This window comes from Maribacter sp. 4U21 (genome assembly GCF_002742365.1).
GTDB lineage: Bacteria > Bacteroidota > Bacteroidia > Flavobacteriales > Flavobacteriaceae > Maribacter.
This window is the reverse complement of the sequence record NZ_MDGN01000065.1, coordinates 50159-75750: the sequence shown is the minus strand read 5'-3', so window position 1 is coordinate 75750 and position 25592 is coordinate 50159. Positions and strand designations below refer to the sequence as shown.

Below are 25592 nucleotides of genomic sequence, written 5' to 3'. Positions count from 1 at the left end.
TACATTTTCTTTTACTGCTACGGACATACCTAATTTTTGTACAAATATACGAACTAAATTGTACCTGTGCGGGGTTGAAATGGCGTGGCTGATTCGAACAAAAATGAAATTTTTTGTTGGGCGGTATCAAGGTTATTTTCTGCTTCTAATAATTTCAGCAAGCAATTTTTTGGCTCTTAACAATTTTACTTTAACATTGTTCATAGGTTCGTTGAGTTTGTCCGCTATATCGGCATAACTCAGTTCATTGAAGAACCTTAGGTTTATCACTTCTTGGTAATGCGGTTTAAGCTTTTTTATGTCCCGTAGCAGATTCGCTAAATTCTGTTCTTGAATAAGCAGGTCTTCCATGGATGGCGCGTTATCCAGTACTTTTCGGATGGCTTCGCCACTGCCGCTAGTATTTAGGACGCTCCTTTTTCTTTTACGTACAAGATCTATATGAATGTTTTTGGAAATGGCTATGAGCCAAGTCTTAAATACGTAAGCGTCGTCGTACGTATTAATCTTGTCAAAAGCTTTGGAGAATGTCTGTATAGTAATGTCTTCGGCATCATTTTCGTTTTCTGTGCGCTTTAATTGAAAACCGTAGACATCGTTCCAAAAAGTATCTAAAAGTTTACTAAAGGCTATTTGGTTGCCTTTTTTTGCTTTCGCGATAATGTCGTCCAGAACTTCCTTATTGTCCAATCAGAAAATGTTAATATGCCATTATGAGTTTAGTAGGCTTAAGCCATAGCCAGGTTTTAGGCTACAATATCTTTTTTACAGTCCTGCTCACTGGGAAGTTTTCCGCACATGCCGCAGGCTTCACCATCCTTATTTAGGAAAGGGCTTTGGCTTGCGCAAGTGCCTGCGAATTTCCCGTCTTTCTTTGCCCATAATTTTATGGCTATACCAGAAAATGCAAGTGCCAGAAGACCAATGGTGAGAAGAATAAGTTTCATAAACTGAATTTTTAACAAAGATAAAAAAATAAAGCCCCGAACAGGGGCTTTATGATTACTTTAATATGTGGGTTCTAGTAAGATATGTTCGCAACTATATTATCGACGGTAGGATTTAGATTTCCACCTTCGGGTTCAATGGTGATGTAGCTAACCGCATTTTCAGCATATGGAAGCGCCATTAGATTTTGACCGTTCGCAGCTTCTTGAATTATGCCTAAGTTCAACATTTCCCCGTTGACTTCCGCCCACATCTGAAAACACTGGTTCTCTGGTAGATTAGGAAGTTTGCTTACGTTGATATAAGAAAGCTTCTTTACAGGGTTAATGTAGGCAACAGCTTTTAGTTCCTTGGCTTTTCTGTTACCATTTACATTATATTTTTTTGTCTGGGGATTGTTAAGCACAATAAATTGGTTCCTAACATCTTCTAACTGCTGTTTCATGTCCGCTTCTAAAAGTTTTATTTTATTGCTAACAACAGTATTTTCTTCTTGCAGATTCTGATTCTGGTTGTAGAAGAAATAAGAGGCACTTGCAAACATTACTGCCGCCACACTTGCCGCAATAGCATATCTGAAGAATTTTTTTCTTCCGTTTCTCTCGGACCTAATCCTTGCTACAATCTTTTCCTTAAGTCCCTCTGGAGACTTTATAGCATGCAATTTCGCGAAGGTCTCCAAATTATCCTGAAGCTCGTTATATGTATTCCTAACTTCGGGATACATGGCTATATATTGCTCTACACGTAAGGTTTCCATCTCCCTGGTATTCCCTAAAAGATATTTTTCCAGTAAGTCGGACTCTAGGAATGTTTTTATTTTTTCTTTCATTGTACTAAATTTAATAAGAGTGCTAGCATAGCCGGACCATAAATCTTTCCTAATTCTCTTAGTCCTATCTTTAATCTGGACTTTATGGTTCCTAATGGAATGTCCAATTCGTCACTAGCTTCTTGTTGCGTCATACCTTGAAAAAATAATGCTTCTAACACTATTTGGTACTTTTCTTCAATCTTTTCTAGATTCTCTTGAATGTCCATTAATTCTGGCCGTGTGCTTTCTACACCTAAGGTATATACGTCAGAAACATCAATTTGGATTTCCTTATCGGATTTTGTGTTTACACTCCTAAGTTTATCTATAGCGGTGTTTCTAGTAATTCTGAACAACCATGTAAATAGTTTGGCTTTAGAAGGGTCATAGGAGTCTGCCTTCTTCCATATTTTCACGAAACTCTCTTGGAGCACATCTTGAGCCAGCTCTTGATCCCGAACTACTTTATTGGCTACACCTAGTAACGTATCACCATAATTATCATATAGTAACGCAATGGCTTTGTCATTGCGCTCTTGCAATAATTCAACGATATGTTTTTCAAGTAGTGTACTCATAATGTAAAGATGTGCCTAAAGTTTTTTAGGACAAACATCCAAACGGCTTTGTCTCTTCGTATATGGATAAACGCTAATTTATAAAATTGATTGTTAAAGAAGCGTTTTCTAAAAATATATATCTCATAAGTGATTAGCTGGTAACTGCTCACTTAGTTTTTGGTTAGTTTGGTTTGGTATAACCCTCGTAATTCTATTGCGAGGGTTATTTTATGACATTAACTTCAGGTTGAATACTAATTCCAAATCTAGTATATACTTCCTTGATAATGGTATGGGCCAGGTCTAGAATTTCTTTTCCGGAGGCACTATCATAGTTCACCAGTACAAGGGCCTGTTTAGTGTGTACACCGGCGTCGCCAAGGCGTTTACCCTTAAAACCGCACTGTTCAATAAGCCAACCTGCCGGTATTTTAAAGGCTGATTCGGAAACTTTATAAAAAGGTGCTGCGGAGTGTTTTTCAATAAAACGTTCAAATTCACTTTTGGTAATGATCGGGTTCTTGAAGAAACTGCCGCTATTTCCCAGGTTCTTAGGATCCGGTAGTTTACTATTTCTTATGGCAATTACGGCGTTGGAAATATCTTTTATGGTCGGGTTGAGGATATTTCTTTTTTGCAACTCGTCCTCAATAGCGCCATAACCCGTGTTCAGTTTATGATTTTTTTTGCTCAGTTCAAAAGTCACTGCGGTAATTACGAAGGCATCTCTACCTTCTGATTTGAAAAAGGATTCTCGGTAACCGAATTTACAGTCCTCTTTGGAAAATTCTTTTATTTCCTGATTGTTTCGGTCCATTGCTTCGCAAGAGACAAAAGTATCCTTAAGTTCAACACCATACGCTCCAATATTTTGAACAGGTGCGGTACCTGTATTGCCCGGTATAAGTGACATATTTTCCAGTCCGCCAAAATCTTGCTCCAGCGTCCAAAGTACCACTTGGTGCCAGTTTTCACCGGCCATAACTTTGATTTTTACGTGATTGGCATTCTCAGAAATAATTTCTTTTCCTTTAATGTTCACATGGATGACCAAAGCCTTAATGTCATTGACTAGAAGCATATTACTACCTCCACCCAGAATAAATTTTTCTGGATAGTCTACTAATTGCAGCGCATTACGTAACTCTTCCACACTTGTAACTTCAACAAAAAACTGTGCTCTGGCGTCAATTCCAAAAGTGTTGAAGTTTTTTAAGGAAAAATCTTTTTTGATTTGCATTATCCAATGTAACTTTTTAAAGCCTCTCCTAAAATATGAACGGCTCTTTTAAGACTTTCTTGGTCTAGAACGTAAGCAATTCTTATTTGATTTCTTCCCAGTCCCGGTGTAGCGTAAAAGCCAGCTGCTGGGGCCACCATGACCGTTTCATTATTTACCCTAAAATCTTCTAGAAGCCATTGTGCAAAATCATCGGCATCTTCTATAGGCAGTTCTGCAATACAATAAAATGCACCATTGGGTTTTGCTACTTTAACCCCATCCAACTTCTTTAGCTCGGTAATCAACAAATCCCTTCTGGAGACATATTCCTCAATAACATCGTCAAAATAGCTTTGCGGAGTTTCCAAGGCCGCCTCGCTTGCAATTTGGGCGTAGGTGGGAGGCGAAAGACGTGCCTGACCAAATTTTAAGGCCGTTTTTATGACCTCTTTATTTTTTGATACTAAAAAGCCTATTCTTGCCCCACACATACTATATCTCTTTGAAACGGAATCTACTATGATGGCATAATCGTCCAATCCCTCCTCTTGCAAGATGGAATAGTGCGATGCGTTGTCATAGGTAAACTCCCTATATACTTCATCGGCAATAAGAAATAAATCATGTTTTTTTACGATTTCCGCTAGTTTTTGAATCTCCTCTTTGCTGTACAGATAACCCGTTGGGTTACCAGGATTGCAGATTAGTATCGCTTTGGTCTTAGGGGTTATCAATTTTTCGAAATCCGCGATAGGAGGAAGTGCAAAATTATCTTCAAGTTTTGATACAACGGGGACAACCTTTACCCCAGCAGCGGTTGCAAACCCATTATAATTGGCATAAAAAGGCTCCGGTATAATTATTTCATCCTCGGCATCTGCAATCGAGGCCATAGCGAAGGAAAGAGCTTCGGAACCACCTGTGGTTACAATAATATCACTTGCATTGACCATAATCTCGTTTCGCTGGTAGTAAGCTGCTATCTTGGTTCGGTATGCTTCCGAGCCTTCCGTTCTGCTGTATTCCAAAACGCTAAGCGTATTGTTCTTTACAGCGTCCAGTGCAATCTGCGGGGTTTTAATATCAGGTTGACCGATATTCAGGTGAATGACCTTAGCTCCTTTTTTCTTTGCATTTTCGGCATAGGGAACTAGCTTTCTGATGGGCGACTCTGGCATGGAACGCCCTTTCTGGGAAACGGATGGCATAAACTTTAATTTTTAACAAAAGTGGTAAATCATAGTGGATCTTACAATAGTAGTGAGGTTTATTTGTCCTGTAACCACAGAACTGTTAAAACGCCGTGATGAAAGGAAAAATGTTGTAACTTGAAGAGAGTTAATCAATTGGATAATAAGATGTCAACACATTCTTCGCGGCTACAGCTATTGTTTGTTCTGTGCTTTCCACTACTTTTCTTTTCCCAAAACTACGAGATGGTGAAGGGACAGCAGGTAGAAAAAATTAAATTTGAGTTGATCAATAATTTAATGGTCGTGCCAATTGAGGTCAACGGAACAAAATTGTCCTTTATTATGGATTCCGGTGTGGGGACCCCAATTCTATTTAATCTAGCCGACCAAGATTCCATTCAACTTAAAAATGTTTCAGAAATCACCATAAATGGTCTCGGTGAGGGAGACCCCATAAGTGCACTTAGTTCTAGCGGTAATTTTTTTAAACTCGGAAACATTAGAAATTTTGCTCAAAAATTGTATGTTGTAATGGATGGTGGAATTAATTTTTCTCCTAGTTTAGGCGTACCTATTCATGGTATTATAGGATATGATCTTTTTAAGGATTTTGTGGTAGATATCAATTATGTCCATAAAAGTATCCGATTTTACGATCCTGAGGATTATTCGTATAGATCAACAAAAAAATCCAACACCTTACCCATTGATATTATTAATAAGAAGGCATATTTGGCAGCAGAGGTGGCCTTAAGAAATGAGGAGCGTTTTGATGTTAAACTTTTGTTGGACACCGGTAGTAGCGATGCCGTTTGGTTATTCGAGGATGAGGATTTAAATGTTCCTAAAGAATATTATGAAGACTTTTTGGGAAAAGGACTCGCGGGCGATATTTATGGTAAAAGAACCAGGATCAACCACTTAAGGATAGGGAACTATGAATTAGATAATGCTAAAGCAGCTTTTCCAGATATGGTCACCTTCAGTTCTATCAAAAATCTTGGAGATCGGAATGGTAGTCTAGGAGGAGAAGTTTTAAGACGCTTTAATATCATTTTCGATTATCGGAATAGGAAAATTACACTGAAAAAGAATAGTAATTTTAAAAAGCCTTTTCGGTATAACATAAGTGGTATAGACTTGCAACATGCCGGTGTAAGGTATGTGTCCGAGCGTATTGCCAATACCAATGGTGTTATGTTCAGTAACGAAAGGAAGTACGGTGATGTTAAGATTTTACTGGAGCACGCTACCAAACTCAGTGTTGTGCCAGAAATTGTAGTTTCTGCAATACGGGCGGGTAGCCCAGCGCATAGTGCGGGCCTAAAGGAAGGAGATGTTATTTTAGCTGTGAATGGAAAAAGAATCCACCGCTATAAACTTCAAGAAGTTTTACAGATGTTAAACGATAAGCAAGGTAAGCGGGTTAAAGTGCTTATCGAAAGGTCGGACAATGACCTGCTCTTCAGCTTCGTTTTAAAAGACCTTTTTAAATAAAATAGCCCGGCAGAACCGGGCTATTGTTTTTTATGTGAAAGGCGTAAATTACTTACCGCTAACAGTAGCTTTAATTTCTCCTTTTATCTTTAAAACTTTTGTAGGTGTATCGGCGTTCGATATTACGGTGATGGCCTTTCTAATAGGACCTACACGGTTGGTATCGTACTTCACCTGTATTTCACCAGTTTTACCCGGTAAAATAGGAGCTTCGGGCTTTTTAGGTATGGTACAACCACAACTAGAACTTACCTTGCTAATGATTAGAGGAGCTGTTCCCGTGTTCGTAAATTCAAATACACGCACACCATCAGAACCTTTTGCTATTTCCCCGTAGTCAACGGTCTCTGTCTTAAATTCGATTTTGGCGGCCGTATCCTGTGCTGTCGAAGTAAATCCCACTAAACCAACAAATAATAAAAGTACTATTTTTTTCATCATTTTAATTTTTAAGCGAATTTCAAAATTAAATCTTTTCAGTTCAACCTCAAAATCCTTTTGTTATACTCTAACGTTACTTATTTTTGTTTCGTATTTAATTTAAGGTAAAAAAGAAGCTGAAAGCGATATTTAACAAATCTTTTCGGCTTTGTTTTTTAGTCTTGACCTCTTAATTCAAAAACTATTCCAAAAAAATGGAAATCCCTTCAAAATATGAGCCTCACAAGGTAGAGAACAGATGGTATGACTATTGGATGAAAAATAACTTCTTTCATTCTACGCCAGATAATAGGACGCCTTACACCATCGTTATTCCACCACCAAATGTTACAGGGGTGTTGCATATGGGGCATATGTTAAATAATACCATCCAAGACGTATTGATCCGTAGAGCCCGTTTAATGGGCAAGAATGCCTGCTGGGTGCCCGGAATGGACCATGCATCAATAGCCACTGAGGCTAAGGTCGTTGCCAAATTGAAAGCGGAAGGAATAGCTAAATCGGACTTATCTCGAGAAGAATTTTTAAAGCATGCTTGGGATTGGACCGATGAATATGGAGGCGTAATTCTAGACCAATTAAAAAAGTTAGGCTGTTCCTGTGATTGGAACAGGACAAAATTCACTATGGATGACGATATGTCAGCTTCCGTAACAAAGGTATTTGTCGATTTATACAAAAAAGGTGAGATTTACAGGGGCCACAGGATGGTTAATTGGGATCCAGAAGCACAAACCACACTATCTGACGAAGAAGTAATTTATGAGGAAAAGCAGGGATTACTCTATTATCTGGAATACCAATTAGAGGGCTCGGAAGAAAAGGTGACCGTTGCCACCACAAGACCCGAAACCATTTTGGGTGATACCGCGATCTGTATTAACCCAAACGACGAAAGGTTTCAGCATTTAAAGGGTAAAAAAGCTATTGTTCCCATATGCGGTAGGGTCATTCCTATAATCGAGGACGAGTATGTTGATATTGAATTTGGAACGGGATGCCTTAAAGTAACACCCGCACATGATATTAACGATAAGTCTTTAGGAGAAAAGCATAATCTTGAAACTATAGATATTTTTAATGATGATGCCACACTGAACAGTTTTGGACTGCACTATCAAGGAAAGGATAGATTTGTAGTGCGCAAAGAAATCGCTAAGGAACTCAAAGAAAAAGGCTTCTTGGTTAAAACGGAGACGCATATTAATAAAGTAGGTACCTCTGAGCGAACCAAAGCGGTAATAGAACCTAAACTTTCAGATCAGTGGTTTCTTAGAATGGAAGACTTGGCAAAACCGGCTTTAGATGCTGTAATGACTTCAAAAGAAGTAAAACTTTTCCCAAAGAAATTTGAGAATACCTACCGCCATTGGATGGAAAATATCCGTGACTGGAATATTTCTCGGCAGTTGTGGTGGGGACAGCAAATTCCCGCATATTATTTTGGCGACGGTCAAGAAGATTTTGTAGTTGCCGAAAATGAGGATGAGGCGTTGAAGTTGGCACAAGCTAAAAATCCAAATATAAAAAAAACGGATTTACGCCAGGATGAGGATGTGCTAGATACTTGGTTTTCTTCATGGTTATGGCCCATTAGTGTCTTTGGCGGAATTTTAGAGCCCGAGAATGAAGAGATTCAATATTATTACCCAACAAACGATTTAGTAACCGGTCCGGATATTCTGTTTTTCTGGGTAGCACGGATGATCGTTGCAGGGTATGAATATCGAGAAGAACGACCTTTTGAGAACGTTTATTTTACTGGATTGGTAAGGGATAAGCAGCGAAGAAAAATGTCCAAATCCCTTGGCAACTCTCCAGATGCCTTAAAGTTAATAAGCGATTACGGTGCCGATGGCGTGCGGGTTGGATTACTTCTAAGTTCGGCCGCTGGTAATGATTTAATGTTCGATGAAGATTTATGTCAGCAAGGAAAGAATTTTGCCAATAAGATTTGGAACGGGTTTCGCCTGCTAAAGGGATGGGAAATTTCGGATTTGCCACAGCCTGAGGCCTCTAAATTAGCATTGGACTGGTACACTTCAAAGTTCAATGAAACTTTGGTCGAAATTGAAGATCATTTTAGCAAATACCGTATTTCCGATGCATTAATGAGTATCTACAAATTGGTATGGGACGATTATAGTTCTTGGTTGCTAGAACTCATAAAACCGGCCTATCAACAACCCATTGACAAAACAACTTTTGACGCGGTAATCCGGCTTTTTGAACAGAACTTAAAGCTGTTACATCCCTTTATGCCTTTCCTTACCGAGGAAGTCTGGCAGCATATTGCTGTAAGAACTCCTGAGGAGGCACTAGTAATAGCGGAATGGCCCAAGGTATCGCAGTCCGATAAAAGCTTAATTTCAGAATTTGATTTTGCCGCAGAGGTCATTTCCGGAATCAGAACTATCAGAAAGGAAAAGAATATTCCTATGAAGGAAGCTTTGGAGCTTTCTGTATTAAACCAAGAAAAAGTAGCTTCCAAATGGGATGCCGTCATCTGTAAACTGGCCAAAGTCTCTAAGGTTTCTTATATAGATAGTCCGCTAGAAGGAGCACTTACCTTTCGTGTAAAATCTAACGAGTACTTTATACCTATTGCCGGAAACATTGATATTGATGCGGAAATAGCCAAGATAAAAGAAGAGCTGAAGTATACGGAGGGTTTTCTAAAATCGGTTCAGAAAAAATTATCCAATGAGCGTTTTGTGAACAATGCCCCGGAGCAGGTCGTTGGTATCGAAAAGAAGAAGGCAGCCGATGCCGAGGCAAAAATTGAAACGTTAAAGAAGAGTTTGGCAAATTTGGATTAGAGCAAGGCAAATCTTAATTCGAAAGTAACCTCGAGGCAATATCAATCATGATTATTGAGTAAAAGCGCATTGTTTTTTAAGAATGGAATGTTTGTTATCTTTAGACAAACAGCACTGTCATGAAAACAAAAATATGCATATTACTCACTTTTTTAGGAGCTTACCTAACTGCTCAAGAGAATACTATTAAAATTCTGCCTGCAGAGATACAGATTAAGACTGCAGTCCTTCCCGCACCAGAGGCCGATAAGGAGGCGGCAATGGTGTACGGCTATGATACCACAGGTAATATGGTTGTACTTCGCCAGGGAAGCAATAATCTCATTTGCCTTGCCGATGACCCTAATAAGGAGGGTGTAAGTGTCTCCTGTTATTCCAAAAAGTTAGAACCTTTTATGAAAAGGGGTAGAGAGCTTACGGCAGAAGGAAAAAATTTTAAGGAAAAGAGAGAAATCCGAGGTATGGAAGTGGCCCAAGGTAAAATTCAAATGCCCAATGAGCCTAGTATGGCGTATATCTATTATGGAAGTGAAGCGGGTTATAATCCTGATACGGGAGAATTAGCTGATGGTCAATTCAGATATGTCATATATACGCCTTTCGCAACTACGGAGTCCACAGGATTGCCGGATAAACCGCATGCCAAAGGAATGCCATGGTTAATGGATCCTGGTACATTCCGAGCTCACATTATGGTCGGGCCTTTTAACTAATAGCCCAAAATTAGTATAATGGAAGCATACGCTACGGCTTTACTTTATGCCATTCCTTTTTTTATGATACTCTTGGCAGTTGAGATTCTGTACGGTTATCTTATCAAGAATCAAAAGCATAATGTTCAAGACTCCGTTTCTAGTATAAGTTCAGGGCTTACCAATATTATAAAGGATTCTCTAGGAAGAGGGGTTATCCTAGTTACCTATCCTTATTTGTTAGATACCCTTGCAGTTACTGAAATTGAAAATACTTGGCTGGTTTGGATAATTGCATTCATCGCAATAGACTTTGCCGGGTACTGGAACCATAGACTAAGTCACAAAATAAATTTTTTCTGGAACCAACATGTTATTCATCACAGCAGCGAGGAGTTTAATCTGGCCTGCGCACTGCGGCAATCTATTTCTAATTTATTAGGATACTTCCCTTTCCTCTTAATCCCTGCCGCTTTGTTGGGCATACCAAATGAGGTAATCGCCATCTTGGCTCCTGTGCATCTATTTGCTCAGTTCTGGTACCACACACAACACATCGGAAAATTAGGTTTCTTGGAATATATTATTGTAACACCGTCTCAACATCGGGTGCATCATGCGATAAACCCAGAATACATCGATAAGAATTTAGGACAACTATTATGTGTGTGGGACAGGCTTTTCGGTACGTTTCAGGAAGAATTAGATGAGGTGCCTCCCCAATATGGTATATTGAAACCCGCAAGAACATGGAATCCGTTATATATTAATTTTCAACATTTTTGGAGATTACTTTTGGATGCTTGGAGAACCGATAATTTGTGGGACAAAATAAGAATATGGTTTATGCCCACTGGTTGGAGACCAAAAGACGTACTAGAGGCGTATCCTATTCAGGTAATAGAGGATGTCTATACCTTTGAGCGTTATAAGACGGCGACCTCTACATTATTTAACGCTTATCTGATATTTCAGTTGTTGACTACTACTGCTTTTTTATTGTTTATGTTCTTCAACTACGGTAATTTGAACTATAAAGAACTCCTTATGTACGGAGGTCTGATATTTTTAGGAATTTATGGGTATACGAGCTTAATGGACGGAGCTTCCTATGCCGTTTGGGTGGAGGTGTTCAGAGGGGTTCTGGGAGTCCTTATTGTCCTTATTACCCGAGATTGGTTTGGACTGAATGTCTATGTAGTTTGGGGAAGTTTGATGGTGTCCGTTTATTTTGTTATCACTATTACAGGTGGTATTTACTTTACCTTTAGTAAAACTTTAGAGCCTAAAAATCAATTGACCACTTAAATTAAAAGCATGATAAGACCCTATATTTTGGCGGAAACCAATTGGAAGCATGTCAAGGACGAGAGCTTTGAACTTGCTATTTTACCCTGGGGAGCAACGGAGGCCCATAATTATCATTTACCTTATGCTACCGATAATTTTCAGGCTGAAGCAATGGTTCAAGAATCAGCAAAAATGGCATGGGAAGAGGGCCATAAAGTCGTTGTATTACCAACCATTCCATTTGGAGTAAATACGGGGCAAAAGGATATTTATTTGGACATGAATTTGAATCCAAGTACACAATTGGCCATTCTTAGGGATATTATCACAGTATTAAATAATCAAGGAATTTATAAATTATTGATATTCAACGGACATGGTGGTAATAATTTTAAACCTTTGGTTAGGGAGTTGGGCTTAGAATTTCCTAATATGTTCATTAGTTTCTGTTTTTTTCCACAAATGTTTGATAAGTCCAAGTATTTCAAGGAAGCAGGTGATCATGCCGACGAAATGGAAACTAGTCTTATGCTCTATTTAAGACCAGATTTAATTCTTCCAGGGGCCGAGTGGGGTAGAGGAGAAGCTAAGAAGTTTAAAGTGAGCGCTTTTAATGAAGGATGGGCATGGGCAGAACGTCAATGGTCAAAGGTCAGTGCGGACACGGGTATTGGAAATCCTGAATACGCTACCAAGGATAAGGGAGAACGTTTCTTTAAGGATGTTTGCGAAAAACTTTCAAAACTTCTAGAAGAGCTTTGTAATGCCGATTTGGAACATCTATTCGAATAGCTATAGGGCCAATTTTAGCGTAATTCCTGATTCACTAGTTTAATGTAGGATTTCATTGCGGCCTTTTGGTCTATGTTTTTAGCTTGTATTAAGGCATTGGCCTTGAAAGCATTAATTAAGGGCGTTTTACTACCAGGGTTTTCAAAATTTTCGTGGGCAATTTTGTAGTAAGCATATAGTTTCAGCAGAACATCCGCTGGAATGGGGGTTTGGTAACTATTCACAAAATCAATTGCCTCTTTAAAATCAGTATGTAATTTCTTCTTTTTCATTCGGATCTACAAATGTAGCTATACAGGTACTGGCTCCTTTAACTTTCTGATTTAGCTGCACATTTATTTGACAGTCTAGGGGTAAGAAAACATCTACTCTTGAACCAAATTTAATAAAGCCAGAATCATCACCCTGTTGAACACTTTCTCCTTTTTCCGCGTAATTTACAATTCGCCTGGCCATAGCACCTGCAATTTGCCTAAAGAGGATATCACCAAATTTAGGGGTTCTAATAACCACCGTTGTCCGTTCATTTTCCTCACTTGATTTTGGATGCCAAGCAACTAGATACTTGCCAGGATGATATTTGGAATATTGAATACTACCACTTGCCGGATAGCGTGTGACATGCACATTAACAGGAGACATGAAGATGGAAACTTGCTTACGTTTATCCTTAAAGTACTCATTTTCTTCCACTTCTTCTATAACTACGACTTTGCCATCCACAGGAGAGAGAATCTCATCAAAATTCTTGGTAACTATTCTTTTGGGATTTCTAAAGAATTGTAGAATTAGAATAAGTATAACCAAGGCCGTTATTTGTATCGTTAGTTTTAGCCATGGAATTTCCACAAAGAAATGGGATAGTATGATGGCTACGCCAATTACGAAAAAGGTAGTCAATATAATTTTTTGACCCTCTCTATGAAACATATGTAAAAATATTTAATGTTAAGTATGCAAAAGGAGCGGCGAAAACGAGACTGTCTAACCTATCTAACATACCGCCATGACCAGGTAAAATAGCACCGCTATCCTTTACCCCAGCGGTTCTTTTTAATTTGGATTCTATTAAATCTCCCAAGCTTCCGCATATTACGATTACCGTTCCCAATATCATCCATTGCCACGGCCCGATAATCCGTTCCTGTGTTCCCATAATATATGCCGCACCAAGAGCAAAGATAAAACCTCCAAGCGTACCTTCAACGGTTTTTTTCGGTGAAACCGCAGGGAATAATTTGGTTCTACCTATACTTTTCCCGACCAAATAGGCAAAGGAGTCGTTCACCCAAATGAGTATAAAGATTCCCATGATAAGCAACTTGGCAAACGCATCGTTCTTATACGGAATCATGGTCAAAAAAATACAGCCCCCTCCAATATAAAAAAGCCCGATTAAGAACTTCTGAAGGGTGTTGAACATTCTTTTTTTATTCGAGAAAAGGTAAAAGAGTAGCACAATGTCCACAATGATGGTAATCACCATCAAAATATTGATTAAAAATTGGTCATGAACAAGGTAGATATAGGCCCACCATAGCAGTAAATAAGCCGCAAAGAGGTAGTATCCTTTTAGCTGTACCAACCGTTTGTATTCATAAAGACATGCTAACCCAAAAGTCATAAAAAGGAAATCAAAGGCATCTGAACTAAGGAATACGGCAGAGAGTAATAAAATGATGTACACGCCCCCAGTTAGTGACCTTCGTAAAATTTCCTTCATATTACAAATCTTCCAATAATAAGAGATAAAGATTCTTTGTGCTGCTTCCATAGGTAAGAAAATCATCGGAGTTCTCCTCGGTAGCCTTAAAATGTTTTAGTGTGGTAATATTTGCCGGTATTTTAGCTCCGTATTTTCTTTTTATGGTTTTTAACCCTTCTCCAATAGATTCTACCAATTGGCTCGTGGTGGCAAAGACCACAACATTACTCGGCAGCTCGTTCACTTTTCTTTCGTTCAGTTGATTGGAACATACAAGAATACTTCCGTTCTGAGCTATTAAGTGCTCACACGTCGTGAAAAAGACCTGGCTCTCTTTTGGTTTATCCGTGAATAAAATACCTTCTTTGCTGAATTTTTCTGAAAGTCTGGAATCCATTACAAAGAATGGCTCTTTCTCCCAACTATTTTCCTCTATGATAGATTGGAGGGCACTAGAAATTTCTTGTTGTGATACACAGTAGATGAACTTACCACCATTCTTTTTAAAATGAATAGTGAATTTTTCATCTACTGGAAGATTTAAATCAGGCATATGTTGGCCACGGGTTTCTGCAGTTTCTTTTGAAACCTTCTTTTTACCGCCACCAAATAATATGTCTAATAATCCCATCTAAAAATACAAAGTACTCTTTTGATTTTTTAAAAGTAAAAGACCAGATTTTAACCTTCTTTTACTACTTCTTCATTTTCCTCAGAATCTTCCTTGGATGCTTCTTTCGATTTTTTCTCTTCGGCCTCTTGGCGAATATCCTTTTCAAAAGCTCGCTTACCAAAGATTTTCTCTAAATCTTCCTTAAAGATAACTTCTTTCTCCAACAATCTTTCCGCTAAGGTCGTAAGTTTATCCTTATTGTCAGTAAGAACTTTAATAGCACGCTGATATTGTTCTTCAATTATCTTAGAAATTTCTTCGTCGATTGTTTTAGCGGTCTGCTCACTGTAAGGCTTTGAAAATCCATAAGAGTCCTGACCGGAAGAATCATAATATGTTAAGTTTCCTATTTTATCGTTTAGGCCATAAATAGTAACCATAGCTCTAGCTTGTTTCGTAACCTTTTCCAAATCACTTAACGCACCGGTTGAGATTTTATTGAAAATAACTTTTTCGGCAGCTCTACCGCCCATGGTGGCGCACATTTCATCTAACATCTGCTCTGGTCTAACAATAAGACGTTCCTCTGGCAGATACCAAGCTGCACCCAAGGACTGCCCTCTGGGAACTATAGTAACTTTCACTAGTGGGGCGGCATGCTCCAACATCCAACTAGTGGTGGCATGTCCCGCCTCATGATAGGCAATCGTTTCTTTTTCTCCAGGAGTAATAATTTTGTTTTTCTTTTCTAGACCACCGACAATTCTGTCTACAGCATCCAAAAAGTCTTGTTTATTCACCGCTTTTTGTTCTTTACGCGCTGCGATTAATGCCGCTTCATTACAAACGTTGGCGATATCTGCACCTGAAAAACCTGGCGTTTGTCTTGCCAAGAAGTCCAAATCTAGGGTTTCTGAAGTTTTTATGGGTCTTAAGTGTACTTCAAAAATCTCTTTACGCTCTCTAATGTCGGGTAAATCAACATAAATCTGCCTGTCAAATCTACCCGCTCTCATGAGTGCTTTATCCAAGACATCGGCCCGGTTTGTCGCAGCAAGGACAATTACATTGGTATTAGTGCCAAAACCGTCCATTTCAGTTAACAACTGGTTTAGGGTATTCTCACGTTCATCGTTAGAGCCTGTGAAGTTATTCTTTCCTCTAGCGCGTCCTATTGCATCAATCTCGTCAATGAAGATTATTGCAGGAGATTTATCTTTGGCCTGTTTAAAAAGGTCTCGTACCCTTGAAGCCCCTACACCTACGAACATCTCTACGAAATCAGAACCTGAAAGAGAGAAGAAAGGAACTTTTGCTTCACCTGCAACAGCTTTTGCCAGTAAAGTTTTCCCCGTACCCGGAGGACCGACTAACAGGGCTCCTTTGGGAATTTTACCACCTAGAGAGGTATACTTATCCGGATTCCTAAGGAATTCTACAATCTCTTCAACCTCCTCTTTAGCACCTTCTAAACCTGCGACATCTTTAAACGAGGTTCTTGTATCTGTTTTTTCATCAAAGAGCTTGGCTTTTGATTTTCCGATATTGAAAATCTGCCCTCCGGCACCACCTCCGCCTCCACCAGACATTCTACGCATTAGATATATCCAAATCCCTATGATGAGTACAAAGGGTAAAAGTGATAGTAGAAAGTCTAGAATAGCTGTAGATTCCTTGCCAAATTCGACAATGGTGTCTAAGTTATTTTCCTTTTTGATTTCCGTAATTTCATTTTGAAAAATTTGTAGATCACCATAATCCAAAGTGTATTGTGGTACTTTGGTAGTGGAAGGTATAAAGGGTTTCTCCGTTACACCTTTGTGCACATCCTTGGCGAGTGCCTCATCGGTAAGAAAGACTTTTGCCTGATTGGTATTCGTGATAATGAGAATCTTTTCAATATCCCCGTTTCGTAGGTATTCCTGAAGCTCTGAAGTTGTTGTTTTTTCAGCACTTGCTAGATTATCACTATTAAAAAATTGAAAACCTATTAACAGTACTGCCACCAATCCGTAAATCCACCATGAGCTGAACTTAGGTTTCTTAGGATTTGTATTATTTTCTTTAGCCATCTTAATTTTTTATTGATTAATGCTACTTTCTATCGTTGTAAATTTAGCGTCTCCCCATAGACCTTCTATGTCATAGAATTCGCGAACTTGTTTTTGGAACACATGCACAACTACATTTACATAATCCATGAGTATCCATTCGGCGTTGTCCTCACCTTCTATATGCCAGGGTTTGTCCTGAATAGCTTTACTAACTGTTTTTTGGATAGAGCCCACTATGGCGTTTACATGCGTATTAGAAGTACCATTACAAATGATAAAGTAGTCACAAACGGTATTCTCAATTTCCCTTAGGTCAAGTAAATTTATATGGTGTCCTTTTACTTCCTCAATGCCTTGTAAAATTAAAGTAATCAACTCATCTGCGCTAGCTTTCTTTTTCTGCATTCAAAAAATTTAGTTTCTACAAAGTTATTGTTTTTTTGTTCTTTTGAGGTTAGTTTTTAACAATAGATTAAAGATTGCTAAAACCAAATCTTAATGCAAATAATCAAACTTAGTGCCACGGAGTCTACAAATACCTATTTGAAGGAACTGGCATTAGTGAAAAATCTAGAGGATTTTACCGTTGTTGTTACCGAAAAACAGACGAAAGGTAGGGGTCAAATGAACGGTATGTGGGAGTCTGAAGATGGTAAAAACCTCACTTTCAGCATTTTGAAAAAATTTACTTCTCTTACAATTCAAGATCAGTTCTTAATAAGTATTTGTACCTCTTTGGCGGTTTACAGGTCACTCATGGCTTTCAAAATTCCTGATGTAAGGATTAAATGGCCTAACGACATTCTGTCAGATAATTCTAAGATTTGTGGCATTCTCATTGAAAATAGTATTTCTGGTCTTAAAATTGCGTCTTCGGTCATAGGAATAGGCCTCAATGTGAATCAAATTACTTTTGAAAATCAGCCTAAAGCAACATCTTTGTATGCCCTAACAGGCAGAACAATAGATTTAGAAGATTTGTTGCATACGGTTTTGCAAAATCTGGACACCTATTTATCGAAAATTAACCCTTTGAATTGGGAAATGCTTTTGGAAGAATATCATAGTCTATTGTTCCGAAAAGATGTCTTGTCCCATTTTGTCCTGGAGAACGATGCTGTATTTCAAGGCACCCTATTAGGTATTGGCAAAGAGGGTAAATTAAAAGTGAGATTGGAAGACGGAGCAGTCCGTGAATTTGCACTTAAAGAAGTTAGTTTACGATATTAAATTTTAGCCAAATTGGTGGCGAGCGTATTAATGAAATTGGTGATAGGGTTTTTTATCATCATTGCCATCATTGCATTGAACTCACCGGAAAAACTTAGGGTTACTTCGCTTTTATGATCTTGTAAGTCAGCAATGTCCGCCGTTAGGGTAAAGGGGAGCTTCTCACTTGCGGCACCTAATACTATTTGACTATGTGGGGTTTCTGTTTTTCGCTCCAGTACAATTTCTGGCATACCTTTCAGTGCGAAAAGAAACCTATTTTCATTCAGAACTTCAAATTTATCTATGTTCTCTGGCATTAATTGTTCAAAATTTGCCAAATCACTTAAAAATTCAAAGGTTTCCGTTTGACTTTTACTTACTGCTGCTTTAGGTGTTTCTATAAACATATTTTTATTGTAACCATTCTGATGGCGCCACACGCCAATCCATTAATGTATGTAGTTGTTCTTCTTTTATGTAACCCGTTTCCGAGGCCTGCTCTATTAGATATTCATAGCTGCTCAAAGTGTGAAGTTCAATATCCTTTTCACTAAAATTCTTTACCGCAACATCAAAGCCATAGGTGAAAATAGCGAGCATACCCTTTACCTTGGCATTTTGCTCTTTTAAGGCGGCTACCGCATTTAAACTACTCTTTCCGGTGCTTATCAAATCTTCGACGACTACAACGGTTTGGTTTGCCTCTAACTGGCCTTCTATCTGATTCTTTCTCCCATGGGATTTAGGTTCTGGTCTTACATATATAAAGGGTAGACCCAAGACGTCCGCTACCAAAACCCCCATACCAATGGCGCCTGTGGCAACACCCGCAATAACATCTGGCTTACCATAAAGTGTTTCTACTTGTTTTGCAATTTCCTCACTGATATACTTTCTAATAGTAGGATACGAGAGTAAAATTCTATTATCGCAATATATAGGAGATTTCCAGCCTGATGCCCAAGTAAAAGGATTTTCAGGATTCAATTTTATTGCATTAATTTGCAGCAAAAGTTCCGCTGTTTTTTTAGCCGTGTTCTTGTCTAAAACCATGACGCAAATGTATAAAGTTTTTGTTAATGAATTACCCTTGATATTGACAAATAAACTCTCTGAAACATCCGACGGCGAGTATTTTCTACTAAATCAAGAATCTATCCTGGAGGCAATTAAAGCGTTGAAAAAGAAAAAGCTCTCCATTGCTTACATCTATCACCCTAACCATGAGGAAATTCTAAAGAAATTTACTCAAGAAATACCTATGATCGTGGCAGCTGGGGGTGTAGTAACCAACCAGAAGGGAAAGGTACTTTTTATTTACAGGAACGATAAGTGGGATTTGCCTAAAGGTAAATTGGACAAGGGGGAGTCTATTGAAGCTTGTGCCGTTAGGGAAGTAATGGAAGAAACGGGTGTTGAAGGGCTTCGAATAGAGAATTTTTTGCGCACTACCTATCACGTCTTTAATAATTCAGGAAAACCCACTTTGAAACAAGTGCATTGGTACGCCATGAAGACAGACTATGACGGTAAACTTAAACCGGAAAAAAAGGAGGGAATAGTAAAAGTAAAATGGAAGGGTCCCAATAAAATTCAAAAGGCATTACAGAATTCCTACAACAATATCAAAATCTTATTTGAAGGGGATTAAAGCTGCCAAAGGGCGTTAATTCTTCATAAATCGATATACAGGATATTGCATATGTGCTTTTTCATAATTCTTGGATTTTTCAAAGAGCCATTCTAATTGTGCATACCAATTTTCTGAAAATGATAATTCCTGTTCCTTTTTCAGTTGAAATTCGCGGTTTAAAATACTGTCGTTTTGTAGCATTTTCAATGCGCTATCTTCAAATACGTAAGGGGAGAAACCTTCTTTTTGTTGAAGTATAGTATCAAAAAAGTTCCAGTTAAAAAATGAATCTGGCGCGGTTGGTTCTAAAGTTTCCAGGATATATCTAAAGCCTGGCTGATTCGTAGGAACCCAGATATCATCTTTTTTTAATTGAACTTCACGCATTGTTGAACTGACTTTTGTATTAAAGTGCAGGTAGTGGCCTTCATACGGATTTTCTACGGTCTCATAATCTTGTATGCGGTAGAAATCTACATTTAATAGCGTATCGTTTTCAACAGCGGTATATTCAATATGGTTCAGGTCTAGTAATTCTATGACCTTGTTCCATTGCTTCGGGATAATGTAGGCTTCGGGTATTTTTACGGAATCCGACGGCATAAAATAATTCTGATAAGTAACATTTTTTGTAAAGGGAGCATCCCTGTTGAATTTTAATCTAGGAAATCCCGTTACCTCGCTTAGAATCGTATCCGCCTTAAAACCTTTAAAATTCAAGACCGAGTTTTGAGTCGTGTCTACTTGCCATTGTACAGGATAATATTCCCACTCTAAATGTCTTCTGCCAGCTTCATCCCTTAATCGCTTAATTCTTTCCCCATCGATTTCGGCGATGGCTATCATTTTTTTCATAAGCATATATGTGCCGTCTACCCTTTGTTTATAAGGTTTTAGCATATGGGTTTCCACCATCATTCCTAGGGTATTCCATAATGTCGTATACCCTGTGGAATATCTTGGGTGGTCCATAAACTGTTGAAATCCGATTTCTGGTGGTTTATTGAATACATTAACGTATGGGGTAATGTCCCAACCAGAAAGGGCCAGAGAATCCTGCAGTGCTGGCATTAAAGAATCGTTTAAATAAGCACCAAGTTCGCCACCTAATTTGTTGTGCTGCGTAAAAAGATGGGTAAGTATATATTGGTAATCCGCACCATTACTTACGTGGTTATCTATAAACACATCTGGCTTTACCATATGAAAAATCTCGGCAAAGGTTCTTGCATTCTTTGTATCGCCCTTAACAAAGTCCCTGTTTAGATCAAAATTTCTGGCATTACCTCTGAACCCGTAGAATTTAGGACCATTTTGATTTGCCCTACTGTGCGAATTTCTGTTAAGCGCACCGCCTATATTATAAATTGGGATGCTTGCGACTACCGTTTTTTCAAGGGGACTAATTTTGCCACTGGCTAAATCCCTGAACAACATCATTGTGGCATCTATACCATCGCTTTCTCCGGGATGAATTCCGTTATTGATTAGAATGACGGTATTTTCTTCTCCGATTTTATTGAAATTAAAAGTACCGCCTTCGTTATAGGTCACCACATGCAAAGGTTCACCACTATCGGTTTCGCCAATGGTCTGGATATTGATTTCTGGAAATTCTTTCGCTAAAGCCATGTAAAATTCCAAGACTTCCGCGTAGGTTGCTGTTTCAGTGCCGTTAGAAATTTCGAAGGTAGTAGGAAAATCGCGTGCTATCTCTTCTGGTTTTTTTTCGCAGGAATAGAAAATCGATATTATAGCTAAAAGAAGTGTTGCCTGCCTCATTATTTACGACTTAGTTTCGAGTGAATCTCAAAATTATGAAGCGTAAAAATAATTAAAATTACAGACAGATATGGTTAGGCCACCTTAGTTATTTGGGCAATTTCTTGAGGTCGTATCGGTTTGTTATTGAAGGTAATAAGATGATGGGTCCTATTCTTGTAAGAATTCCACTTCTCAACATCATAGGGATCTATAGAAGAGGTTACAATATTGATACGCACTTTATGTTCAATAGGCAAATTTAGAAACGCTTCTAGAAACTGCCATCCGTCCATTATGGGCATATTAATGTCTAAAAAAATTATTTCGGGTAAGGTTTGGTTGTGTTTTAATTTTTCACAAATATCATCAAATGCAATTTTACCGTTCTTGTAAGTATCTATTTGTTCGCATTCCACTGTGGAATTCAACATTTTTCTTATTCCGAAGACCGTTATAGGGTCATCGTCCACTATGCCAATGTATTTAATTTTTGTCATTAAAAAATATATTGAATTTTGTACCCTGACCGACTTTACTTTCTACCGTAATTCTACCGCCCATCGCCTCAATCTGGTTCTTTGTAATATAAAGGCCTATGCCTCTGGCATTCTCATGACTATGAAAGGTTTTGTACATGCCAAATAGTTTGTTTCCGTATTTTTTCAAATCTATGCCTAGTCCATTATCCTCAATGCTTAATAAAGTTTGTTTATCAAGTTTACTTACACTCAATGTTAGTTTGGGATCACGTTCTGGATGCTTGTACTTTATACCGTTAGTTATAAAGTTAATGATGATGCTTTCTAAATAGGATGGCACCACATTTACCTTAAGATTTTTTGGAATGTTGGTAATGATCTGTGCTTTATTGTTCAATAGGAATCCAGATAAGTTTTGTTTTACCTTAGTTACCGTCTGTAATACCTTCGTAGGTTCTTTTTGAATATTTACGTTAGAACTTATAGCTACTACTTCATTTAGATTATCTAAGGTTTCCAACAGATTTCCTGACGCACTCATGAGCATTTTAAGGATACCCTCTTTTTCTTTTTCATTGGTTTCTTCGATTAAAAAGTTCAAAAGCATTGAAAAATTGGCCGAATGAGATCTTAAGTTGTGTGATACAATGTGAGCAAAGTTTATTAATTTTTTATTCTGTTGTGATATTACGTTAATCAGGTTTCTAAGTTCTTTTTCTTTCTGTTTTATATTTGTGATATCCAAACTAATGCCTACGAGTCCGTACGAATTTCCTAAATGGTCTACTAGCGGTATTTTTGAGCTTAAGAATGCTGTTTCGGAACCGTCTTTTCTAATATTTACCGTCTCCTTACTAATTATTGGTTTTAAGGTCTGCAAAACCCTTAAATCTTCTTCCCTGGATAAGATAGCGCTCTTTTCAGGATACAGGTCAAAATCGCTTTTACCTAAAATTTCTTTTGGGTCCTCTATTCCGAGATAGTCACATTCCGCCTTATTTACGAGAATCTTTCTGGATTCCGTATCCTTTATGTATACATTCAACGGCAGGTTGTCTATTAAAGTTTTTAGAAGCTTTTCGTTGTTTTTGGTTTCTAAAATGGAAAGTACTTGTTCGTCAATGTCCTGAAAAGTTCCCATTAAACTAACTAGCTTTCTACTTCTGTAAATTGCTTTTCCTGCAGATCTTACCCATTTCTCAGAGCCATTTGCAGTTATAATCTGCAGCTTTAGGTTCCAAGGCGTTCCTTTTTCCATCGCCTCAAAAACGGCCATGGAAATAGCATTTCTACTATGACCCTCTTTGTAAAAATTTATACTTGTCTCAATGTTAGGCTCATAACTTGGTTCTACTTCGTGAATAGCTTTTGTCATACTACACCATTGAACGGTATTTTCAATGACATTATATTCCCAACTACCAATTTGAGATATTTCTGATTGATGTTTTAGGAGTGATTCCGCTCTATCACGTTTAAGTTCACTAACAATCATTTCTGTGATATCATTGGACTGGATGATGGCGCCAACTATATTCTCCTTATCATCGTACCAAGATGAGGTAGACCATTCATACCATTTTTCGCACCCATCTTCAAGGACTTTTTCCACCCCCATGGGGCCTGGCTTACCTTGAAAACAATTTTCCAGAACGTTTTTCCACTTGGTGCTTAGTTCTGGTAGCAGTTCAAAAAGGTTTTTCCCATAAATATCGACCTCTTCTTTACCAAAGGTATTGACCCACCTATCAGAGGCATGGGCAATACTAAAGGTCCTATCTATAAAGACCGTTGCACTTGGCAACTGCTTAACTAGATAAGAAGTGGATAAAGTTGGGGAACCCCTTTTCATTGGTTGTATTTTCTTACAATTATACATTAATAGTACTACCTCCTATAGAATTTGTTGCGAAACGTATTATTGTTGTTGTAAAGGGTGGTTATGAATTGCTGAACGATATTTTAAAAATTGTCCCTTGTCCCAAAGTACTTGTAGCACTGATTTTGCCGTTCATGGATTCAATCTGTTGCTTGGTAATATAAAGTCCAATACCATTACCATTGTTTTCCTTATGGAATGTCTGGTATAGTCCAAAGAGTTTATCTCCAAATTTTTCCATATCCAGCCCAAGACCGTTATCCTCTATGCTTAAGGTAGTATATGCCTTTGTTTTTTGAACACTTAAGATAATGATCGGTGCTTTATCTTTCTTTTTGTACTTAATGGCATTGGTCAAACAATTCGTAAGAATACTATCTAAGTATGCAGGTAAAGCTTTTACCTTGATACTATCGGGAATCTCATTTATAATCTTACCGTTATTTTGTTTTAAAAGTCCCATAAGATTCTGCTCTACATGGAAGATGTGTTCGTTTAGAGAAATTTCTTTTTTCTCCTGGTTCGCGTTGGTCTTTATAGCAACAACTTCCCTTAGCCCTTTAATCGTTTCAGATAAGTTATCCGATGCATTGAAAAGCATTTCCATTAATTTCTTGCGCTCGCTTTCGCCAACCTCCTTATCTAAAAAGTTTAGAAGAAGAGAAAAATTAGTAGCATGTGCTTTTAAATTATGAGATACCATATGAGCAAAATTCAGTAGGCGCTCATTCTTTTCGGTAGCATCTTCAAGAAGCCCTTTAATTCTCTTTTCTTTTTCTATTACGGGCGTAATATTTTCAATTGTAGTAAGCACATTAAAACCTCCAGAATAAGTTTCGATTCTTTTACCGGATAGTCGTAAGGTTAATTTTTTCCCATCTTTATTATAGAACACCGTTTCTATAGCCTTGAACGCTCCTTTATTCTTAAGCTGTTTTGCCAAGTTGATGCTGCGTTTTTTTAAGGAATCACTTATAAAAGCTTTGAACGTCTTTCCCTTAAAGTGGCTAGTCTCGTATCCGGCTAATTTTGCAAAGGCATCATTAGCCGCAATAATACTACCTGTCTTAAAATCACTAAGGATTAATCCAAAAGTAACTTGGTCAAAAAAGGTGTTTTGATTCCTTTCTAATTTGTTCAACGATTGCTCATACGTAGCGGTAATATCTTGTACAGTACCAATAACACGTATGCAAACACCATCTTTATACTTTGGTCTTCCTATAGAGTTTACCCAAATGGTTTTCCCGTCTCCACGTTTTAATCGTAGATTTTCGTTCCAGGGCTTACCCTTGGTTATGGCATCCTGTACCCTTTCCTTAATTGTATCTCTTGAGGTCCCTTGCACGTAGTAGGCTAATGCACTATTTAAGGTGGGTTCAAAATCTTTACTTACGCCATAGATGGTATGTACTATTGGAGACCATTGCAATTGCTCTTCGTTAATTAAATATTCCCAACTACCTATTTTAGCTATATTACCTTTCTGGTTTAATATAAGTTTTGTCCGGTTTAACTCTAGCTCTAACTTTCTGCTTTTCGATATGTCATCTACTTTAAGAATAACACCGATGATATTACCATAACCGTCTTTCCACGGGTTCAGGTCCCAAACAAGATTATTTTCTGGATTCTTATCGTTAGTCTGATTATCGATTATTTTGATATCCTTTAAACCATCAACGCAATATTTTAATTTCGTGTCCCAATCTTTTGAAAATCTAGGGAACAGGTCATACAGATTAAGACCGATGGCATCACTCTGAGAAAAGTCGAATTTTTTTAACCAATTTGGTGATGCACTGACCAAATTATAATTGGTATCGACAAGGGCAATGGCGGTAGGGATTTGTTGAATCCAGTCAGAGGAAAAAGAAAGGTTGGTTTTGGCACTAATCATAATAACGAAGAATTTTCCTACTAAATTATAGGATTATTCCTTTTATGGTATCAGAATTGTTGTAAATTATCAATAAATTGTTGTT

General features: G+C 38.0%; 26 protein-coding genes. 7 read left to right on the top strand and 19 right to left on the bottom strand.

Annotation, left to right across the window (positions count from 1 at the left end; all coding sequences use genetic code 11):
* Positions 1 to 132 precede the first annotated feature (132 nt).
* The 6 genes from BFP77_RS13625 to BFP77_RS13600 form a co-directional block, all read right to left on the bottom strand.
* Positions 133 to 690, bottom strand: a complete 558-nt coding sequence (locus tag BFP77_RS13625; RefSeq protein ID WP_099574572.1) for an RNA polymerase sigma factor — start codon at positions 688 to 690, stop codon at positions 133 to 135.
* Between the two features lie 56 nt (positions 691 to 746).
* Positions 747 to 947 (bottom strand): membrane or secreted protein, encoded by a 201-nt coding sequence (locus BFP77_RS13620; protein ID WP_099574571.1) that lies wholly within the window; start codon positions 945 to 947, stop codon positions 747 to 749.
* Between the two features lie 74 nt (positions 948 to 1021).
* Entirely contained in the window at positions 1022 to 1780 is a 759-nt protein-coding gene (locus tag BFP77_RS13615) for an anti-sigma factor (protein ID WP_099574570.1), read from the bottom strand.
* Positions 1777 to 2340, bottom strand: a complete 564-nt coding sequence (locus BFP77_RS13610) for an RNA polymerase sigma factor (protein WP_099574569.1) — start codon at positions 2338 to 2340, stop codon at positions 1777 to 1779. The genes BFP77_RS13615 and BFP77_RS13610 overlap by 4 nt, the downstream gene beginning before the upstream one ends.
* Positions 2341 to 2545: 205 nt before the next feature.
* Complete coding sequence (murB, locus tag BFP77_RS13605) at positions 2546 to 3562, bottom strand: UDP-N-acetylmuramate dehydrogenase (protein ID WP_099574568.1); 1017 nt, start codon at positions 3560 to 3562, stop codon at positions 2546 to 2548.
* Positions 3562 to 4752, bottom strand: a complete 1191-nt coding sequence (locus BFP77_RS13600) for a pyridoxal phosphate-dependent aminotransferase (protein ID WP_099574567.1) — start codon at positions 4750 to 4752, stop codon at positions 3562 to 3564. The genes murB and BFP77_RS13600 overlap by 1 nt, the downstream gene beginning before the upstream one ends.
* A gap of 120 nt (positions 4753 to 4872) precedes the next feature.
* Here BFP77_RS13600 and BFP77_RS13595 point away from each other — a divergent pair, with 120 nt between their 5' ends.
* Positions 4873 to 6234: an aspartyl protease family protein gene (locus BFP77_RS13595; RefSeq protein ID WP_257212970.1), complete on the top strand. Its 1362-nt coding sequence runs from the start codon at positions 4873 to 4875 to the stop codon at positions 6232 to 6234.
* A gap of 48 nt (positions 6235 to 6282) precedes the next feature.
* On the opposite strand, the gene BFP77_RS13590 is transcribed toward BFP77_RS13595, so the two are convergent.
* Positions 6283 to 6675: a DUF1573 domain-containing protein gene (locus tag BFP77_RS13590; protein ID WP_099574565.1), complete on the bottom strand. Its 393-nt coding sequence runs from the start codon at positions 6673 to 6675 to the stop codon at positions 6283 to 6285.
* A gap of 194 nt (positions 6676 to 6869) precedes the next feature.
* Between BFP77_RS13590 and BFP77_RS13585 the strand changes: the two genes are divergently transcribed.
* The 4 genes from BFP77_RS13585 (at position 6870) to BFP77_RS13570 (ending at position 12268) form a co-directional block, all read left to right on the top strand.
* The gene (locus BFP77_RS13585) at positions 6870 to 9494 is read left to right on the top strand and encodes a valine--tRNA ligase (RefSeq protein ID WP_099574564.1); all 2625 of its coding nucleotides are present in this window, start codon (positions 6870 to 6872) and stop codon (positions 9492 to 9494) included.
* Between the two features lie 119 nt (positions 9495 to 9613).
* Positions 9614 to 10207 carry a hypothetical protein gene (locus BFP77_RS13580; protein ID WP_099574563.1) on the top strand — a complete coding sequence of 198 codons (594 nt, stop codon included), beginning with the start codon at positions 9614 to 9616 and terminating at the stop codon, positions 10205 to 10207.
* An 18-nt stretch (positions 10208 to 10225) separates the two neighbouring features.
* On the top strand, positions 10226 to 11494 hold the full coding sequence (locus BFP77_RS13575) for a sterol desaturase family protein (protein ID WP_099574562.1): 1269 nt from the start codon (positions 10226 to 10228) through the stop codon (positions 11492 to 11494).
* A 9-nt stretch (positions 11495 to 11503) separates the two neighbouring features.
* Positions 11504 to 12268 carry a creatininase family protein gene (locus BFP77_RS13570; RefSeq protein ID WP_218963476.1) on the top strand — a complete coding sequence of 255 codons (765 nt, stop codon included), beginning with the start codon at positions 11504 to 11506 and terminating at the stop codon, positions 12266 to 12268.
* Positions 12269 to 12282: 14 nt separating this feature from the next.
* Here BFP77_RS13570 and BFP77_RS13565 read toward each other — a convergent pair whose 3' ends face one another.
* From BFP77_RS13565 to rsfS, 6 genes are read right to left on the bottom strand one after another with little or no spacing between them, the layout of a single operon-like run.
* The gene (locus BFP77_RS13565) at positions 12283 to 12540 is read right to left on the bottom strand and encodes an acyl-CoA-binding protein (protein WP_099574561.1); all 258 of its coding nucleotides are present in this window, start codon (positions 12538 to 12540) and stop codon (positions 12283 to 12285) included.
* Positions 12515 to 13198 carry a phosphatidylserine decarboxylase family protein gene (locus BFP77_RS13560; RefSeq protein WP_099574560.1) on the bottom strand — a complete coding sequence of 228 codons (684 nt, stop codon included), beginning with the start codon at positions 13196 to 13198 and terminating at the stop codon, positions 12515 to 12517. Before BFP77_RS13560 ends, BFP77_RS13565 begins: the two co-directional genes overlap by 26 nt.
* Positions 13188 to 13991: a phosphatidate cytidylyltransferase gene (locus BFP77_RS13555; protein WP_099574559.1), complete on the bottom strand. Its 804-nt coding sequence runs from the start codon at positions 13989 to 13991 to the stop codon at positions 13188 to 13190. The genes BFP77_RS13560 and BFP77_RS13555 overlap by 11 nt, the downstream gene beginning before the upstream one ends.
* Before the next feature lies 1 nt (position 13992).
* The gene (locus BFP77_RS13550) at positions 13993 to 14604 is read right to left on the bottom strand and encodes an LUD domain-containing protein (RefSeq protein ID WP_099574558.1); all 612 of its coding nucleotides are present in this window, start codon (positions 14602 to 14604) and stop codon (positions 13993 to 13995) included.
* A gap of 50 nt (positions 14605 to 14654) precedes the next feature.
* Complete coding sequence (ftsH, locus tag BFP77_RS13545; protein ID WP_099574557.1) at positions 14655 to 16658, bottom strand: ATP-dependent zinc metalloprotease FtsH; 2004 nt, start codon at positions 16656 to 16658, stop codon at positions 14655 to 14657.
* 9 nt (positions 16659 to 16667) lie between these two features.
* A complete protein-coding gene (gene rsfS / locus BFP77_RS13540) occupies positions 16668 to 17045 on the bottom strand; it encodes a ribosome silencing factor (RefSeq protein WP_099574556.1) in 378 nt (125 codons plus the stop codon).
* Positions 17046 to 17138: 93 nt separating this feature from the next.
* On the opposite strand from rsfS, the gene BFP77_RS13535 reads away from it, so the two are divergent.
* A complete protein-coding gene (locus BFP77_RS13535) occupies positions 17139 to 17870 on the top strand; it encodes a biotin--[acetyl-CoA-carboxylase] ligase (RefSeq protein WP_099574555.1) in 732 nt (243 codons plus the stop codon).
* Here the strand turns inward: BFP77_RS13535 and BFP77_RS13530 are convergent.
* Together BFP77_RS13530 and pyrE are read right to left on the bottom strand one after the other, a co-directional pair.
* Positions 17867 to 18259 (bottom strand): orotate phosphoribosyltransferase, encoded by a 393-nt coding sequence (locus BFP77_RS13530; RefSeq protein WP_099574554.1) that lies wholly within the window; start codon positions 18257 to 18259, stop codon positions 17867 to 17869. The two genes, BFP77_RS13535 and BFP77_RS13530, sit on opposite strands and share 4 nt — an antisense overlap.
* Positions 18260 to 18263: 4 nt before the next feature.
* Positions 18264 to 18905 carry an orotate phosphoribosyltransferase gene (gene pyrE / locus BFP77_RS13525; protein ID WP_099574553.1) on the bottom strand — a complete coding sequence of 214 codons (642 nt, stop codon included), beginning with the start codon at positions 18903 to 18905 and terminating at the stop codon, positions 18264 to 18266.
* Between the two features lie 7 nt (positions 18906 to 18912).
* On the opposite strand from pyrE, the gene BFP77_RS13520 reads away from it, so the two are divergent.
* On the top strand, positions 18913 to 19503 hold the full coding sequence (locus BFP77_RS13520; protein ID WP_099574575.1) for an NUDIX hydrolase: 591 nt from the start codon (positions 18913 to 18915) through the stop codon (positions 19501 to 19503).
* A 15-nt stretch (positions 19504 to 19518) separates the two neighbouring features.
* On the opposite strand, the gene BFP77_RS13515 is transcribed toward BFP77_RS13520, so the two are convergent.
* The 4 genes from BFP77_RS13515 to BFP77_RS13500 form a co-directional block, all read right to left on the bottom strand.
* Positions 19519 to 21267: a M14 family metallopeptidase gene (locus BFP77_RS13515; protein ID WP_099574552.1), complete on the bottom strand. Its 1749-nt coding sequence runs from the start codon at positions 21265 to 21267 to the stop codon at positions 19519 to 19521.
* 74 nt (positions 21268 to 21341) lie between these two features.
* The gene (locus BFP77_RS13510; RefSeq protein WP_099574551.1) at positions 21342 to 21746 is read right to left on the bottom strand and encodes a response regulator; all 405 of its coding nucleotides are present in this window, start codon (positions 21744 to 21746) and stop codon (positions 21342 to 21344) included.
* Positions 21733 to 23580: a PAS domain-containing sensor histidine kinase gene (locus tag BFP77_RS13505; RefSeq protein ID WP_099574550.1), complete on the bottom strand. Its 1848-nt coding sequence runs from the start codon at positions 23578 to 23580 to the stop codon at positions 21733 to 21735. Before BFP77_RS13505 ends, BFP77_RS13510 begins: the two co-directional genes overlap by 14 nt.
* A gap of 88 nt (positions 23581 to 23668) precedes the next feature.
* Complete coding sequence (locus tag BFP77_RS13500; protein ID WP_099574549.1) at positions 23669 to 25507, bottom strand: PAS domain S-box protein; 1839 nt, start codon at positions 25505 to 25507, stop codon at positions 23669 to 23671.
* Between the last annotated feature and the right edge of the window lie 85 nt (positions 25508 to 25592).